The sequence below is a fragment of the Nocardia sp. CC213A genome, from assembly GCF_030766805.1.
Taxonomy (GTDB): domain Bacteria; phylum Actinomycetota; class Actinomycetes; order Mycobacteriales; family Mycobacteriaceae; genus Nocardia; species Nocardia otitidiscaviarum.
The window spans coordinates 529,248-545,186 of the sequence record NZ_JASFXA010000003.1 but is presented as its reverse complement, the minus strand read 5'-3'; the positions used below and the strand labels follow the sequence as shown (position 1 = coordinate 545,186).

Here is a 15,939-nt window from a genome sequence, read left to right as displayed (position 1 = left end):
CAGCGATGCCAGTACCCGTCATGAGGGAAGCCCGACCGGAGCAGTCGATCGTCAGGGTCCGCGCACATGGTCGTCTCCGTCGACGCTGGGTCCGGAGGGGGAAGGTTCTCACCCCTGGGTGTGGTCCCCAACGTCGATTGCGGGTCCGTATTCTGAACGGGTGAACTGGACCGTCGACGTACCGATCGATCGCTTGCCGGAGTTGCCTCCGTTGCCCGCCGAGCTGCGTCGGCGGCTCGATGACGCGCTCGCCCGGCCCGCGCTACAGCAGCCGTCCTGGGATCCGGAGCTGGCCGCCAAGATGCGCACCGTGTTGGAGAGCGTGCCGCCCATCTGCGTGCCCGCCGAGGTGGAGGAGCTGAAGCTACGCCTGGCCGAGGTGGCCCGGGGTGAGGCGTTCCTCATGCAGGGCGGCGATTGCGCGGAGACCTTCGCCGACAACACCGAACCGCATATCCGCGGCAATATCCGCACCCTGCTCCAGATGGCGGTGGTGCTCACCTACGGCGCCAGCCTGCCCGTGGTCAAGGTGGCCCGCATCGCCGGACAGTACGCCAAGCCGCGCTCGGCCGACCTGGACGCGCTGGGGCTGAAGTCCTACCGCGGCGATATGGTGAACTCCCTGGTCGCCGATCCCGCGGTGCGCGAGCACGATCCGTCGCGACTGGTCCGCGCCTACGCCAACGCCTCCGCCGCCATGAACCTGGTGCGCGCGCTCACCTCCGCCGGCATGGCCGATCTGCACAAGGTGCACGACTGGAACCGCGAATTCGTGGCCCAGTCCCCGGCCGGCGCCCGCTACGAGGCCATGGCCACCGAGATCGACCGCGCCCTGGCGTTCATGAACGCCTGCCGGGTCAACGACCCGAACCTGTCCAGCGCCCGGCTCTACGCCTCGCACGAGGCCCTGGTGCTGGACTACGAGCGGGCCATGCTGCGGCTCAGCGAGCACCCCACCACCGGTGAACCGGTGCTCTACGACCTGTCCGCGCACTTCCTGTGGATCGGGGAGCGCACCCGCCAGCTCGACGGCGCGCACATCGCCTTTGCGGAGCTGCTCGGCAACCCGATCGGCCTCAAGATCGGCCCGAGCACCACCCCCGAGATGGCGGTGGAGTACGTGGAGCGGCTGGACCCCAACAACGAGCCCGGTCGGCTCACCCTGGTCGCGCGCATGGGCAATGGCAAGGTGCGCGACGTGCTGCCCGCCATCATCGAGAAGGTGCAGGCCACCGGCCACCAGGTGATCTGGCAGTGCGACCCCATGCACGGCAACACCCACGAGGCGTCCAACGGCTACAAGACGCGCCACTTCGACCGCATCGTCGACGAAGTGCAGGGCTTCTTCGAGGTGCATCACGCGCTGGGCACCCATCCGGGCGGCCTGCACATCGAGCTCACCGGCGAACACGTCACCGAATGCCTCGGTGGCGCGCAGGACATCTCCGATCTGGATCTGGAGAACCGCTACGAGACCGCCTGTGATCCGCGCCTGAACACCCAGCAGTCCCTGGAGCTGGCCTTCCTGGTCGCGGAAATGCTGCGCTGAGAACCGGATTCACGCGTGTGGCCCGTGCCGATCGGCACGGGCCACACGCGTCCGCACCGCGATCGAATTATCAGGGCAAGGCGACAAGGGTGATGGTGGATCCCGGTTCGACCTTCGCGCCGGGCACGCTGCTCTGCGAGATGACGATCGAGGAATCGCTCGGGGCGAGCTGCCGCACCGACACGCCCAGGCCGAGGGCTTCGAGCTTCGCGCGGGCGTCGCCGACGCTGGAACCGAGCAGACCCGGCACCTCCACGGCATTGGAGATGAGCAGGACCACGCCCTGACTGGAGTCGATGGTGGTGCCGGCGGCCGGATCGGTCCCGGCTACTTCACCGGCCTTGACCTTGGAGTCGAATTCGACCCTGGTGCCGGTGACCTCGATGCCGGCCGCGTCCAGCGCGGCTCTCGCCTCCTCCTCGGTCTTACCCCGCACATTCGGGAGCTCGACCGGGGCGGAACCCTTGCTCGTGTACACCTTCACGTCCGCGCCCATCGGCAGAATCGTGCCGGGGTCCGGATCCACCTTGGCGACCGTGCCCTCCGCCGCCGTACTGGAGACCTCCCCGGCATCCACCGGGGTCAGTCCGGCATCTCTGATCGCCTGCTTGACGCTCTGCACGTCCTGGCCCGGTCGGATATCGGGCACCTTGGGTTTGCCGCTGGAGATGAGCACCGCGACCGTGGAACCCTTGACCACCTTGGTTCCGGCGGACGGATCGGTGCCGACCACATTGCCCATCGGAATCGTGTCGGACGCCTTGTCTCTCACCTCGGTGTCGAAACCGGCGGCCTGGAGGGTGGCGACGGCGCGTTCGCGGTCCATTCCCGCGATGGCCGGAACCGCTTCGTAGCGGCCCACGCCCAGCCACCAGCCGCCGATGCCGAGCAGCAGGGCCAGCGCCACCACCGCGCCGAGCCACAACACGGCGGTGCGGCGGGATCTGCCGCGATCGGCCAGGTAGCCATTGCGCGGCGGTCGATCGCCGTGTGGAGGCAGGGTGGGCGGTGGGGCGTGCGCGGCCGACTGCGCGTAGTCCGGAGGTAGCTCCCGGGCCGCCGTCATCACCCGGGTGTGCTGGTGGGCGGGCGGTGCGGCCGCCTGCGGAACCCGCGTGGTCGGCGGCTCGGCCGGGAGCCGCGTCGTCATATCGGCGGCGCCGACGGGGGCCGGGCGCGAACGGGATTCGGCCGGTGCGGCCGGCGCCGGGGTGGGGCCGACGCGATAGCGGGCGCTGAGGTGTTCCGCGGATTCCTGCGGTGCGGGCACCCGGTAGGCGGGCAGTTGCAGCACCTGGGCGATGCGGCGGATCTCGGCGGCCATCTCGTTGCCGTCGGCGAAGCGGTGCGCGGGTTCGCGGGCGGTGGCGTGCGCCACCAGCTCGTCGAATTCCGGTGGGACGCCGGAGATGTGGTGGCTCGGGCTCGGGACGTCGTTCTCCACCCGCTGCAGGGCGATGGACAGCGAATTGTCGCCGGTGAACGGAGTGCGCCCGGTGAGCATTTCGAAGATGAGCACGCCCGCGGCGTAGACGTCGCTGCGCGCGTCGGCGTGGCCGCTGGTGACCTGTTCCGGGGAGAGGTAGGCGGCGGTGCCGAGAATGACGCTGGCCGAGGTGATGTTGGCGGCGGCCACCGCCCGCACCAGACCGAAATCGGCGATCTTGACCTCGCCGGAGTCGGAGATGAGCACGTTCTCCGGTTTGATGTCGCGGTGCACCAGCCCGGAGGAGTGCGCCACACCGATGGCCTGCATGACCGGTTCGATCACGGCGCGCACCGCGTGCGGGGGCATGGGGCCGCGTTCGCGCAGCAGTTCGCGCAGGGTGCCGCCCTCGACCAATTCCATGATGAGGAACGGATGGTCGCCGTCCACGCCCTGGTCGTAGACGGCCACCAGGGCCGGATGCTTGAGCTTGGCGACCGCGCGCGCCTCGAGCTCGAAGCGGGTCAGGAACTGCGGGTCCGCGGCGAACTTGGGATCCATCACCTTGATGGCGACCGGGCGGTCCAGCCGGGTGTCCTCACCTCGGAACACCATTGACATACCGCCACGCGCGATCGGCGCATCGATGCGGTAGCGCCCTTCCAGGATCTGGCCGATCAAGTGTTGCCCTTCCCGATATTTCCCTACGGGGACCCGTACGACTCACCCGATCGTAGTCCGGACGGGGTGTGATGCGACGTTGCCGCCGCGACGGACTACCGTTGTGCGGGTGAGTGCCTTCCCTTGCAGCGACGACGTCCTCCCGGATTCGGTCACCCTGATCCCGCTGCCCGATGTGGCGGACCAGCTCGGCATGGTCGTCACCCGGGTGCATCAGATGCTGCGCGACCACCAGCTCATCGCGGTGCGCCGCGACGGGGTCGCCGGTATTCCGAAGGACTTCTTCGACTCCACCGGCGCCATCGCCAAACACCTGACCGGTCTGATCACCGTCATGCGTGACGCCAAATACACCGACGAGGAAATCCTCGAGTGGATCTACACCGAGGACGACTCCCTGCCCGGCCGTCCCATCGACGCCCTGCACGGCCCGCTGGCCCGCGAAGTGATCCGGCGCGCGGCCGCCGATCCGTTCTGAGCCGAGACGACCGGGCCGAGGTACAACCCCGCCTCCGGAACAACATGCCGGAGGCGGAGTGGATGTTTGCTACCCGGACACAATCAATACCTGCCGTCCGAATCGCATCGTGCGATGATTTCACGCGCCCAGTCCACGAGGTCCTCCACACTCTGGCCTATCGGCTGACGCGTCAGCGACGATTCCAGATTCTCGGGCCGGTTGTCGAGTTTGGCGCCATTGAGGTGGCGTACGTTCTCACCGCGCAGCAGCTTTCTGCCAAGTATCTACTCCATCCCTGGTCGCCCGCGACCTGGAGTCGCCTCGACGGATCCCCACCGGCTGATCTTCGTCTGATGCGGCCGACGTACACCGAGTTGCGGCGGCCCTTTTCTGTCACATCCCCAAGCATCACCGACCATCGAATTACTTCGTTGTAGCCGAAAGGAAACCACCAGTTGAGGTATTTTTACGATTGCGAGTTCATTGAGGATGGAATCGTGATCGATCTCGTTTCAATTGCGGTGGTATGCGAGGACGGTCGGGAGTACTACGCGGTATCAACCGAATTCGACGAATCCAAGGCCGGTCCGTTCGTGCGCCGCTACGTGCTCCCGCAGCTGCCGCCGCTTTCCTCCCCGCTGTGGCGCAGCCGCGAACGCATCCGCGACGACCTGTACAAGTTCCTGGTCCCCCGCCCCGGCGTCGAACCCGAGCTGTGGGCCTGGGTCGGCGCGTACGACCACGTCGCGCTCTGCCAGCTCTGGGGCTCCATGGTCGACCTGCCCAACGCCCTCCCCCGATACACCAATGAACTGCGCCAGCACTGGGATCAGCACGGCCGCCCCGCGCTGCCGCCGGTCCCCAAGGACGCGCACGACGCCCTCGCCGACGCCCGGCACAATCTCGCCAAGTTCGAGGCCATCGAGGCGCACCGGCGGCGACAGGCTTCCTGAGTGCTGCCCGCGGCTAGGCTGAGCCCCATGGGGAACGGCGAACAGCGGGTCCGGGAGTACTTCGCCGGCAAGCCGCATTCCCAGGAGATCTTCGCGGCACTCCGTGCGCTCATCGAGCAGCAGGGCGAGTGCGAGATGACGGTCGGCTCGCAGATCTCCTTCGGCGTGGCCCGCAAGTTCGCCTGGATCTGGCTGTACAACGTCACAGGCGCGAATCCCGAAGGGACCGTGCAGATCATGCTTGCGCTCCGGGAGGAGCACGACATCCCGCCGGTGTACCGGGTGACGCGGATCGGGAACGCACGATGGAATCACCTGATCGTGGTGCACTCCCTGGAGGAAGCGCACGACCCCGTCCTGGCCTCGCTGATCCGGGCGGCGTACGCGTACGCGACCGCATAGCCCCGCGACGTACGAAACGGGTCGGGGCGGCCGACGCCGCCCGGACCCGTTCGCACTACGGAAGTCAGCCCGCCATGGTCTGCGGGATGCGGTCGGCGTCCGGCCGCGAACCGGTGGGCACACCCTTCTTCAGGCTGGCCGCGTACACGTCCACGTATTCCTGCCCCGACATCCGCATGAGCTCGTACATGATCTCGTCGGTGACGGCGCGCTCCACGAAGCGGTTGCCGCCCATGCCCTCGTAGCGGGAGAAGTCGATGGGCGCACCGAACTTCACGATGACCTTCTTCTTGCGCCAGCGGAACGGACCGGGTGGGCACACCTCGTCGGTGCCGATCAGGGCCACCGGGATCACCGGGACACCGGTCTCCAGGGCGAGGCGTGCCACCCCGGTCTTGCCTTTGTAGAGGCGGCCGTCCGGGGAGCGGGTGCCCTCCGGGTACAGGCCGACCAGGCGGCCCTCCGCCAGCAGCTTGCGCGCGGTGTTGAGGGCCGATTCGGCGGCGTCGGCACCGCTGCGGTCGATGGGGTACTGGCCGGTGCCGGAGAAGAAGAACTTCTGCAAACGGCCCTTGATGCCGGGAGTGGTGAAGTACTCGGCCTTGGCCAGATAGGTGATGCGTCGGGGGCTCATGAGCGGGGTGAACAGCCAGTCGGTGAACGACAGGTGGTTACCGGCCAGAATCGCCGCGCCCTTGGTCGGGATGTGCTCCACTCCCTCGACCTCGGGTCGGTTGACGAGATGCATGAGCGGTCCCACCAACACGAACTTCAGCAGCCAGTAGAACATCGCGTCCTTTCCCCTGATTTTCCTGATCGGGACCGGCCTCATTGCGGGCACCACCGTCAGCTGCCGACTCTACCGCCGGGACCTCGGCGTAACCAACCCCGGCGGCAGTTTTCACACGGTTGGCACACACCGAACCTGCTGGCAGCGGCCCGCGATTCGAAGCCACCGTCGCGGCCTGGGCGAGACGCCGCGGCCCGCAACGCCTTCGGCATACCCCGTCGCGTCGGCGGTATGCGTCCGACGGCAACCGTATGCGTCCGACACAGGCACCGGCCCACGAGCGCACCCTGTCCGAGAAGCCTCGTCCGAGAACAACGAACAACCAGCCGGACACGACCCCACACCACGGACACAACCGGCCGACGGAAACAGCCGGTTCCGGCGGACACGCCCACTCCCGCGAGCACAGCCTGGTCCACGAGAACACAGCTCAGTCTCGCGAACGCAGCGTGGTCTCGCGAACGCAGCGTGGTCTCGCGAGCACGGCTCGGTCTCGCGAACACAGCTCGGTCTCGCGAACGCAGCGTGGTCTCGCGAGCACGGCTCGGTCTCGCGAACACAGCGTGGTCCGGCGGGCACCGATCCGTCCGGGACGCGGTGGGTCAGCAGGGCGGGTTGCCCGCCGACACCGCGTCCGGGTTCGCCACCAGGGCCGCGCGGGCGAGTTCGGCCGCGCCGATCATGCCCGCCGCCTCCCCGAGCTGCGCGGTGCGGATGCGGGCCAGCCGCCGGTGCTTCGCGCCGGTGATGGACTGGGCGTAGTGGTCGCGGGCATCGTCGAGGAACAGCGGGGCCGAGGTGCTCACGCCGCCCGCGATGACGATGAGGTCCGGGTCGAATATATCGCTGACGGCGGCCAGTCCGAGGCCGAGCCAGCGCGCGAAGTCCGCCATCACGTCGAGGGCCACCGGATCGCCGTCCTGCGCCGCGCCCGCCACCCGGCGGCCGGTCAGCGAATCGGGATCGCGGTGCACCTCGCGGGCCAGCAGGGTGGAACGCTGCGGATCGGTGGCCAGCAGCTCCAGCGCCGTGTCCACCAGTGCGGTGCCGCTGCAATACCGTTCCCAGCAGCCGCGTTTGCCGCAGGCGCAGGCGCGGCCGTTGGGCACCACCTGGATGTGGCCGAGTTCCGGTGCGACACCGTAGCTTCCGCGATACAGCTGGCCGCCGACCAGCAGCGCGGCTCCTATCCCGGTTCCGATCGCCACCAGCACCACATTGTGGCCGCCCGCGGCCGCGCCGAACCGGTACTCGGCCCACATGGCGGAGTTGGCGTCGTGTTCCAGGATCACGGGCAGGCCGAGCCGTTCGGTGAGCCGGGTGGCGACGGGCGCGTCCTCCCACGGCAGATGGGGGGCGAACCGCACCGTGGCCCGGTCCTCGTCCACGAATCCGGCCACCGCGAGCCCGACCGCGCCGATTCGATGGCGCGCGCACAGTTCCCGGACCGCCCGCGCCAGCCCGTCCTCCAGCGCCCGCGCCGACTGCGGCGTCGGCGCGGTCACGGTATCCAGCACCTCGCCCGCGCCGTCCACCACGGACGCGCGAATATTCGTTCCGCCGACATCTACGCCGACGGTCAGCGGCTGCCCCATGGCGGCCGTCATGTTGTAGGGGGCTTGATGGTCACGGAGATAGGAACATAGCCGGACCGCGCCGTCCCTTCACGTCCGGTGCCCCGTACCCCGCGCCCCGCGCCCGCTCCACCACGGCCTGCCGACGGCACACCGCTCCCCGACACCTGCCCGCGGCCCCCCGACTCCTGCCCGCGGCCCCCCGACTCCTGCCCGCGGCCCCCCGACTCCTGCCCGCGGCCCCCCGACTCCTGCCCGCGCCCCACGCCTTCGCGCCCGGATTCACCGGCGGATCGCCGTGCGTCCCGGCCGGTCTCACCACGCGGGCCACCGGCCACCGCGGTATCACCACCGCGCCCGCGCACAGCGCCACGACCACCGTCACCGGCCGCACTCCCGCGCACAGCGCCACGGCCATCGTCTCCGGCCGCACTCCCGCGCACAGCGCCACGACCACCGTCACCGGCCGCACTCCCGCGCACAACGTCCGGCCCGCCGGTATTGCCGCCGGCCTGCCCAGTGATCTGGGGACCGCCGGTCCGCCCCGTCCCGCGATGACCGCCGGCCTGCCCGAAGACCGGGCCTGCCGCGCTTGCCGCCTGCTCCGCGCCGGTAGGCGAATGGCCCGGTCCGGGAGCCGCACTCGGATCACCCGGCTGCCACTGGACGCGCGGTGCGCCGGGGGCGGCGCTCCGGCCGCCGCCGTTGTCGTTCGGAGGACGTGGTGCCGACCTGTCGTCCCCGGCGGAACCGGATATCCCGACGGTGCCTGGCATCTCGAATCCGGCGGAAGAGACCGGCGGCGCAGCGTATCCCGTGCGTTGCGCCCCGAGGTCGGCACCGCGCGAGCCGTCGGTGGCGGGTTCCGGACGCGTCGGCTCGGCGAACGGGCGTGCGGGTTCGGTCGACGAGCCCACACCGCCCGGCGATGCGGTCGGACCGCCGCCGCTCGGACCCGCGGCCGCCGTGAACCAGTCTGTGCGACTGGAGGTTGGGATCCGTTGCGCGGTCTCGTCGTAGGAATGCTGCCGATCGGTGGCCGACGGATCGGCGCCCGCGGCACCCCCGAATCCGGGCGCGTTGCCATACCCGCCCGAACCGGCGCTGGCGGTGGGACCGACCGGGTTCCCGCCGGTGCGCTCACCACCCGACGCGGCGTCACCACCCGAGGCAGCACCGCCAGCCGACGCAGCATCACCACCGGACGCAGCACCGCCAGCCGACGCAGCATCACCACCGGACGCAGCACCGCGACCCGACACAGCATCACCACCGGACGCGGCGTCGCCGCCCGTCGAACCTCGGCCCGGCGAGCGGAGATTCGCGGCGACCGTGCTCCAGAAGCCGCCGCGCGCTGGACCGGTCGCCGACCCAGCGCCGGTCACCGCCCCAGAGTCGGTCGCGCCGTCAGAGCTCGTCGCGGCATCAGCGCCGGCCGCCGCATCACGACCGGCCGCCGCATCACGACCGGCCGCCGCATCGGAGCGGCTCGCGGAATCCGGTTCCGGCGCACCAGGATCCGCGCCGGGAGCGCCGGCCATGCCCTCGGTCCAGGCCCCGGGGGCCGCGCCCGGATGACCCGTGTACTCCGCGCCACCCTCCGGCCCGGCACCGCGCTCACTCCACGAATGTCGATGCGCCCCAGCATATTCGGGCGAATCCGGATCCACCTCGGGCGGAATGATCGGCTCCACCGGCACTCCCGCGAGGGCTTCGCGCAGCACCGTCACCAGGGCGGTGCCGTGGTCGGCGATGGCGGCCACCACATCGTGGTGTTCGCCGCGCAGCAGGGCCGCGGCGGCGCAGACGGGGCACCAGGCGCAACTGGACCATTCGGCGCGGCCGTCGGCGGCGGTCTTACGGAGTACGGGTTCGACGCGCTCCAGGACGGCCTCGGCCAGCAGGCGGAGTTCGGCGGCGAATTCGGCGAGGTTCTCCTCGCTCGCGCCGTGGTGGTCACGGGTGTGCTGGTCGCTCATATCGGCCATACCTGAGGGTCGGGTCGGAATCGGACGATGAGGTGTTCGCCATCGAGTTCGGCATTCTCGACCGTGCACCGCCGCAACACCGGGGCAAGGCGCAGGCGGCGCCGGACCCCGTCCGCTCCCACGATCAAATCGTCCTCCACTCGTCCCAGGCGCAGGGTCGACGGATCGACCACGGGTAGGTGCATGCGCATCGCGTACACCGACCGCACGCCGGCCCCCGATTCCAGCCGCACCGTGGGCTCGCCGGTGACAGCGGGCACACCGTCAACTTCCGATCCCAGCATAGGGACCGGTTCGGATCCGACCCAGCCGCCACTCGCATCGACATCGAAGGACATCGCCGACAGCGCCGAGAGGCCCACCGGTTCGGCACCGGTATGCCCCACCACCACGACCGGCGTCGGGGCCACGCGCCGCCGCAACTCCGCGACCACCTCCAACTGCTCGGCACGGCGGTTGAAATACCACTGCACCGCGGGGTGTGCCGGACCGGCGGGCGAACCCGCATCGGGCAGCTCGCGGGTTTCGACGGGCGGCATGGGCGGCAGCACCTTGTTCACCAGGATCGCGTCCAGCCGCAGGCCGAGCAGCACCGCGGCCGAGCGCACCCGCGTCGATTCCGCGACCGCCACCCGCTCGGCGGCGGTCACCAGGCGCGTCCCGGTGCGGGTGCGATCGGCGAGCAGATCACGCACACCCGACACCGCGGCGGCGATCCGCTCCACCGTGGTGGCCAGCACCGCGCGTCGCAGATCCGCGCCGATGGCGCTCAACGTCCGGGTGTGCGCGGGCCAGACCCGTTCCAGATAGCCGAGGAGCGTGTCGGGTGCGGTGACGATGCGCAACATATCGGCCGACGGCGGGCAATCCACCACGACCACATCCCAGTCCTCGTCCGCCACGAACTGCGCGATCTCCAGCAGCGCCAGCAGTTCCTGCACGCCGGGCAGTCCGGTCAGCTCGGCGGGGTCCAGCGCACCGATGTCGATACCGTGATCGTGTCCCGCGCCGGACAGCATCCGCAGCACCTCACGGAACCGATCCTCCAGCAGCGCAAGGGAATCCACCTCGATCACATCGAGGCCCGGTCGCACCGCCTGCACACCCGGCACCGTGCCGGGATCGTGCGCGATGCGCACCCCCAACGCGTCAGCGAGCGAATGCGCCTGGTCCAGGGAGGCGAGCAGCACGCGCTGCCCGGCCCGCGCGTACGCCATGGCGGTCGCGCAGGCCAGCGTCGTCTTGCCCACCCCGCCCTTGCCGACGAACAGTTCCACCCGGGTGGTTGATGGTTGCGGCTTGGTCCTGCTCGCGGTCAGCCTTCGACCCGTTTCTTGAGTTCCTTCAATGCCGTATCGGTGATGACCTTCTCGGCCTTGCGTTTGAACATGCCGATCATCGGGATGTTCAGGTCCACCGTCAGCTCGTACACCACCTGGGTACCGCCGTCGGGCAGATCTATCAGCTCGTAGCTGCCGTCCTGCGCTTTCTGCAGGTCACCGCGCACCAGCGTCCAGCTCACCGCCTTGCCGTCCGGCCGCCAGCGGTAGGCGAGGGTGTAGGTGTCCTTCACGACGCCCGCGTCCAGCACGAAGCGGGCGGTGCGGGCACGGCCGTCGGAGCCCTTCTCCAGGATGTCGACCGCATGCGCCGCAGCCACCCATTCCGGATAGGACTCCAGGTCGGCGATGACGGCCATCACCCGATCCGACGGGGCGTCGATGACGATCGACCTCTGCGTCCGGTCGGCCATATCGGGCAACGCTTCCTTTCCAGCGACAACGGTGGTGGCGACGGTGCTCAGCGGGGCGCGGGAGCGACGCCGGCCGGTCGTCCGGCCTCCAGTCGCGCCTTGATCTCGAAGGCCATCCGTTTCCCGGCGACCCGGCGCGCCCGATTGCGGGCCATCAGTTCACGCGCCGACAAGCCGTCCGCGCCCGGCGGTTCGGCGTGCAGGAAGTAGTGCAGGATGACGCCGTCGAGCATCTCCTCCAACCACACCTCCATGGTGCCGGTCAGCGGTCCCTTGACGGTCCAGCGAATCCCCTTCTCGCCCCGATCTTCTCGCACGTCGAGTGTGAGGTCGGGCCACCAGTGGCGCCAGCGGGCGCGATCGGCCAGCAGTTCGCCCACCGCCGCCCCGGGCGCGGCGACGAACGTCTGGTCGGCAACCTGGATACTGCTCACCCGGCTGAGCCTAGCGGACCGGGCTCGACGGCCGCCGTTCCGCTCCGGCTGTCGGGGCCCTGCGAACTGTCGGGCTGCCAGAACCGGGCCACGCCGCGAGTTCGGGTACGTCCGAACAGGTCGCGACCCTCGCGGTATCCGGCGGGGGGATGCGAGCCTCGCGGTAACCGACCGGCGGACGCGAGCCTCGCGACATCAGGCCGGGGGGGACGCAGCTCTCGGCTACCTGCCGGGGTTGGCTACCTGCCGGGGTTCTGCCCGCCTTCGTTCGGCTCAGATCCGGGATCAGTCGAGCGTGGGGCCGGGGCGGACGGGGTGCGGTGCGGGATCGAGGAGGCGGCGCAGGCGGGCGCCCATGGCGTCCCAGCGCCACTGGCGTTGCACCCAGGCGCGGCCGGCGGCGCCCATGGCGGCGGCGGCATCGCGGTCGGAGAGGATCTCGACGATGGCATCGGCGACGGCGATCGGGTCGCCGCCCTTGACGACCTTGCCGGTCTCGCCCTCCCGCACCGTTTCCGGCGCACCGCCCGAATCGCCCGCCACCACCGGCACCCCGGACGCGGACGCCTCCAGGAAGACGATGCCCAGCCCTTCCACGTCCAGACCGAAACCGCGGGTGCGGCAGGGCATGGCGAAGACATCGCCGATGGTGTGGTGGGCGGCCAGTTCGGCCGCGGGCACGCGACCGGTGAAGACCACGTCGTCGGCCACGCCCATGGCCTGCGCGAGCCCTCGCAGTTTCTGCTCGTACGGCCCGCTGCCCGCGATGACCAGCACCGCACCGTCGATCCGCTCCTTGATCCAGCGCATGGCCAGGATGAGCACGTCCTGACCCTTGCGCGGGACCAACCGGGACAGGCACAGAATGGTCGGCCGGTCGCCCAGGCCGTAGCGGGCGCGCAGTTCGGCCCGTGCCGCCGGATCGGGTGCGAAGGTCTCCGAATCCACGGCGGGGGGCAGATACTCCAGCGCCGACTGCGCCCCGAAGGCCGCAGCGAACCGACGCCGCGTGTATTTGCTGACGTAGGTGACCACATCGGTGTGATCGCCGATCACCCGCAGCGCCTGCCGTGAACCGGGCAGCATCGACCAGCCCACCTCGTGCCCGTGCGTCGAGGCCACGATGCGTTCGGCTCCCGACCGGCGCAGCAGGGGCGAGAGCAGCGCCAGCGGCGCGGCCGCACCGAACCACACGCTGTCGCACTGCTCGTCGCGCAGCAGTTTGCGGGTGCGCCGCAGCACCAGCGGGGTGGGCAGCATGAGTGTGGTCGGATGCCGCACCACCTGGAACGGCTGCTGCGCGTCGAATTTCCAGTGGCTGTCGCCCCGCCAGCGCGGCGCGTACACCACCAGTTCGTCCGCGGGCAGCTGTAGGGCGAGTGCGTGCAGGTACGACTGGATGCCGCCCGGCCGCGGCGGGAAATCATTGGTAACCAGGAGAGTTCGCCCCATGCCCTCAAACTACTGCACCGGCCTCCGCCGCCCGGTCCGCGGCCGACTTCGTGCACCCGCTGTAGGACGCCACGCCGCGTTCCCGCGCCGACATGCCGTTAATCGTCCCGTGCGCGGCCCCGGCCGCCCTGCCCACAGCACGCGCACCGGCTGCGGTCGTATGCGCATATGCGCGCGCACCGCCGATGACGGGACCGGCCGCGCCGCATAGGCTGCCTGAGCATGAATTCACTTGCCGGACGACTGATGTCGATCGTGGCCGGACAGCTCGGCCATCCCAGCGGCCCCCTCGGAAGAGTCGTGGCTCTCATGCTGAACCGCGGTAACCGGGCCGCGATCGCCGCGGCGGTCGATGCCGCCGAGGTGGCGGCGGGCGAGGTCGCGGCCGATATCGGCTTCGGCGGCGGCGTCGGACTGCCGCTGCTGCTCGAGCGCGCCGGGGCCGACGGGGTGGTGTACGGCGTCGAGATCTCCACCGACATGCTGACACGCGCCACATCCCGCCATACCGCCGAGATCGGAGCCGGTCGGCTGCGCCTGCTCGCGGGCTCCCTGGACGACCTGCCCTTCGACGCCGACAGCCTCGACGCCGCCATCACCGTGAACACCCTCTACTTCGTCGCGGACCTGGACCGCGCCTGCGCCGAACTGGCCCGGGTGCTGCGCCCGAAGGGCCGCCTGGTCATCGGCGTCGGCGACCCGGACGCCATGGCGAAGATGCCCTTCACGCCGTATGGGTTCCGACTGCGCCCCGTGGCGGATATCCAGGCCGCGCTGGGACGAGCGGGATTCGACGTCGAGGACAAGCCACTCCCGGGCGGCCCGGTGCCGTTCCATCTCCTGGTGGCACGGCAGCGGGCGTGAGCACGCGGCTGCCCAGCGCATGCGCTCGCACCGCGGCAGCGGGTAGCACGCGAAACCGAAGACACGGTCGTTGGAGCCCGCCGGGCGGCAGTGAGCCACCGCTGTGCGCGATCTGCCGCCACACGGTGGGGGCATCCGTGCACGCCACCACGGCGCGGCTACACCTCCATCGCCACCCGATCGAGGCATCCGTATCCGCCGGTGCCGCGGCTACGCCCCGCCGCCGTCCGCGCGGAGCGACCGTGCGCGCCACCATCCGCGCGGCTGCACCCGCCGCCGTCCGCGCGGAGCGACCGCGCACGCCACCATCCGCGCGGCTACACCCGCCGCCATACGCTCGGGACGTCCGTGCGCGGCGCTCCCGCGCGCTACGCCCCCGCCGCCGTCCGCGCGACGATCCACGATCGCCAGCGGGCGAGGAAACCCTCGCGAGGGGTCCCCAGAGTGTCGCGCAGGATGTCGTCCACGGCCGCGACGTTCTTGGGACCCGTCGCGAGGGAGCGATACAGGTTCACCAGTGTGGGATCGCCGAATTCGTCGGCGATGAAAGCGCAGGCGGACCACGCCTGTTCATAGGCCGACGCGGCCTGTCCGCTGCCCGGCGCGAAGACCGCGTCCGCGGGCAGGTCGCGCGGCAGCTCCCCGGCACGGGCCCGCGCGGCCAGGGTGGGCGCGATCTCGGCGGCGGTCCGGTCTCCGCCGCGATGTGCCGCGTATTCGGCGAAACCCTCGAGCATCCACTGCGGTGACCCGTCCACGGTCACCGCGCGCGTGGCGATATGGGTGAGTTCGTGCCGGAGCACCGAGCGCAGCCCGTCGGGGCCGAGGCGATCCCCGGACTGCGGTCCGAACACCACCCGCTGCCCGGTGGGTCGGCTCCCGGGCCGGAACGGATCGGCGACGGTCACCGCGGCCACCTCGGCGGGCACCTCGCCCACGGTGTTCGTGAGTCCGGCGAATTCCGATGGGCTGGTGGCGATCACCACCACCGGAGCGCGTGACCAGTCGGTTCCCCAGAGCGCGGTCACGGCCGCGGTGGCGTCGTCGAGTTCGGCCGCCAGGATGTCGATGGCATCCCGCTGCGCCGGATGTCCGAGCACGATCCCGGCCTGCCCGTCCCGGAGCGCGACGGTCTCGCTGACCACCTCCCCGTAGGACGCCATCGTCCGCCGCACCCGCTCCAGTTGCGGATCGACGACCACACTCGACTGCGGCGTCGCGGCGGGCGGCGTACCCGCCCGCAGTTTCGGCACCACCGTCGTAGGCAGCAGCAGCAACACACCGCAGGTCCCGGTCAGCGCCATCACCATGACGAGCGTGACGACGAACTGGAACCGCCGCCGCGTACCCAGCCACCCCCGCAACCCCCGCAGCGCGCTCATGCTGCGTTCTTTCCCGCAGGAGCGGGGCGCTGCGTCGTGACACCCCCACTGCCGCCTCCACACCCGACCGCTCATGCCGTGCCCTTTCCCGCATGAGCGGAGTGCCGCGTGGTGAGGCCCCACTGCCGCCTCCGCGCCGGGGCGCTCATGCCGCGTCCTTTCGGGCATGAGCGGGGGTGGCGTGGCATCGCCCGATTGCCGCCTCCGCGCACGTCCCCCGTGCCGCGTGTG

15 protein-coding genes are annotated in these 15,939 nt (G+C 70.5%); 6 read left to right on the top strand and 9 right to left on the bottom strand.

Features of this window, described 5'->3' with window-relative positions; genetic code table 11:
- The first annotated feature begins 160 nt into the window (after positions 1-160).
- The gene (locus QJS31_RS08395) at positions 161-1,549 is read left to right on the top strand and encodes a class II 3-deoxy-7-phosphoheptulonate synthase (RefSeq protein ID WP_039812276.1); all 1,389 of its coding nucleotides are present in this window, start codon (positions 161-163) and stop codon (positions 1,547-1,549) included.
- Positions 1,550-1,619: 70 nt separating this feature from the next.
- On the opposite strand, the gene pknB is transcribed toward QJS31_RS08395, so the two are convergent.
- Positions 1,620-3,656 (bottom strand): Stk1 family PASTA domain-containing Ser/Thr kinase, encoded by a 2,037-nt coding sequence (gene pknB, locus QJS31_RS08390; RefSeq protein WP_306356353.1) that lies wholly within the window; start codon positions 3,654-3,656, stop codon positions 1,620-1,622.
- A 109-nt stretch (positions 3,657-3,765) separates the two neighbouring features.
- Here pknB and QJS31_RS08385 point away from each other — a divergent pair, with 109 nt between their 5' ends.
- From QJS31_RS08385 to QJS31_RS08375, 3 genes are all read left to right on the top strand, one after another.
- Complete coding sequence (locus tag QJS31_RS08385) at positions 3,766-4,134, top strand: Rv2175c family DNA-binding protein (protein ID WP_282786358.1); 369 nt, start codon at positions 3,766-3,768, stop codon at positions 4,132-4,134.
- Positions 4,135-4,571: 437 nt separating this feature from the next.
- Complete coding sequence (locus QJS31_RS08380; protein WP_282786360.1) at positions 4,572-5,069, top strand: polyadenylate-specific 3'-exoribonuclease AS; 498 nt, start codon at positions 4,572-4,574, stop codon at positions 5,067-5,069.
- A 27-nt stretch (positions 5,070-5,096) separates the two neighbouring features.
- On the top strand, positions 5,097-5,471 hold the full coding sequence (locus QJS31_RS08375; RefSeq protein WP_306356352.1) for a DUF5655 domain-containing protein: 375 nt from the start codon (positions 5,097-5,099) through the stop codon (positions 5,469-5,471).
- A 64-nt stretch (positions 5,472-5,535) separates the two neighbouring features.
- On the opposite strand, the gene QJS31_RS08370 is transcribed toward QJS31_RS08375, so the two are convergent.
- The 3 genes from QJS31_RS08370 to QJS31_RS08360 form a co-directional block, all read right to left on the bottom strand.
- A complete protein-coding gene (locus QJS31_RS08370) occupies positions 5,536-6,261 on the bottom strand; it encodes a 1-acyl-sn-glycerol-3-phosphate acyltransferase (protein ID WP_029929345.1) in 726 nt (241 codons plus the stop codon).
- A 602-nt stretch (positions 6,262-6,863) separates the two neighbouring features.
- Complete coding sequence (locus tag QJS31_RS08365) at positions 6,864-7,868, bottom strand: ROK family glucokinase (RefSeq protein WP_039812271.1); 1,005 nt, start codon at positions 7,866-7,868, stop codon at positions 6,864-6,866.
- A gap of 19 nt (positions 7,869-7,887) precedes the next feature.
- Positions 7,888-8,298, bottom strand: coding sequence for a hypothetical protein (locus tag QJS31_RS08360; protein ID WP_306356351.1), 411 nt, complete (start codon positions 8,296-8,298; stop codon positions 7,888-7,890).
- 1,279 nt (positions 8,299-9,577) lie between these two features.
- Between QJS31_RS08360 and QJS31_RS08355 the strand changes: the two genes are divergently transcribed.
- The gene (locus tag QJS31_RS08355) at positions 9,578-9,829 is read left to right on the top strand and encodes a hypothetical protein (protein ID WP_306356350.1); all 252 of its coding nucleotides are present in this window, start codon (positions 9,578-9,580) and stop codon (positions 9,827-9,829) included.
- On the opposite strand, the gene QJS31_RS08350 is transcribed toward QJS31_RS08355, so the two are convergent.
- The 4 genes from QJS31_RS08350 to QJS31_RS08335 all read right to left on the bottom strand — a co-directional run bounded on the left by QJS31_RS08350 (position 9,811) and on the right by QJS31_RS08335 (position 13,462).
- A complete protein-coding gene (locus tag QJS31_RS08350; protein ID WP_282784705.1) occupies positions 9,811-11,094 on the bottom strand; it encodes an ArsA family ATPase in 1,284 nt (427 codons plus the stop codon). The two genes, QJS31_RS08355 and QJS31_RS08350, sit on opposite strands and share 19 nt — an antisense overlap.
- Positions 11,095-11,138: 44 nt before the next feature.
- On the bottom strand, positions 11,139-11,576 hold the full coding sequence (locus tag QJS31_RS08345; RefSeq protein WP_282784698.1) for an SRPBCC family protein: 438 nt from the start codon (positions 11,574-11,576) through the stop codon (positions 11,139-11,141).
- 47 nt (positions 11,577-11,623) lie between these two features.
- Positions 11,624-12,010 carry a hypothetical protein gene (locus QJS31_RS08340; protein ID WP_029929354.1) on the bottom strand — a complete coding sequence of 129 codons (387 nt, stop codon included), beginning with the start codon at positions 12,008-12,010 and terminating at the stop codon, positions 11,624-11,626.
- A gap of 285 nt (positions 12,011-12,295) precedes the next feature.
- Positions 12,296-13,462 carry a glycosyltransferase family 4 protein gene (locus QJS31_RS08335; RefSeq protein WP_282784701.1) on the bottom strand — a complete coding sequence of 389 codons (1,167 nt, stop codon included), beginning with the start codon at positions 13,460-13,462 and terminating at the stop codon, positions 12,296-12,298.
- 222 nt (positions 13,463-13,684) lie between these two features.
- On the opposite strand from QJS31_RS08335, the gene QJS31_RS08330 reads away from it, so the two are divergent.
- Entirely contained in the window at positions 13,685-14,326 is a 642-nt protein-coding gene (locus QJS31_RS08330; protein ID WP_282784703.1) for a methyltransferase domain-containing protein, read from the top strand.
- Positions 14,327-14,694: 368 nt separating this feature from the next.
- On the opposite strand, the gene QJS31_RS08325 is transcribed toward QJS31_RS08330, so the two are convergent.
- Positions 14,695-15,708 carry a hypothetical protein gene (locus QJS31_RS08325; RefSeq protein ID WP_306356348.1) on the bottom strand — a complete coding sequence of 338 codons (1,014 nt, stop codon included), beginning with the start codon at positions 15,706-15,708 and terminating at the stop codon, positions 14,695-14,697.
- Between the last annotated feature and the right edge of the window lie 231 nt (positions 15,709-15,939).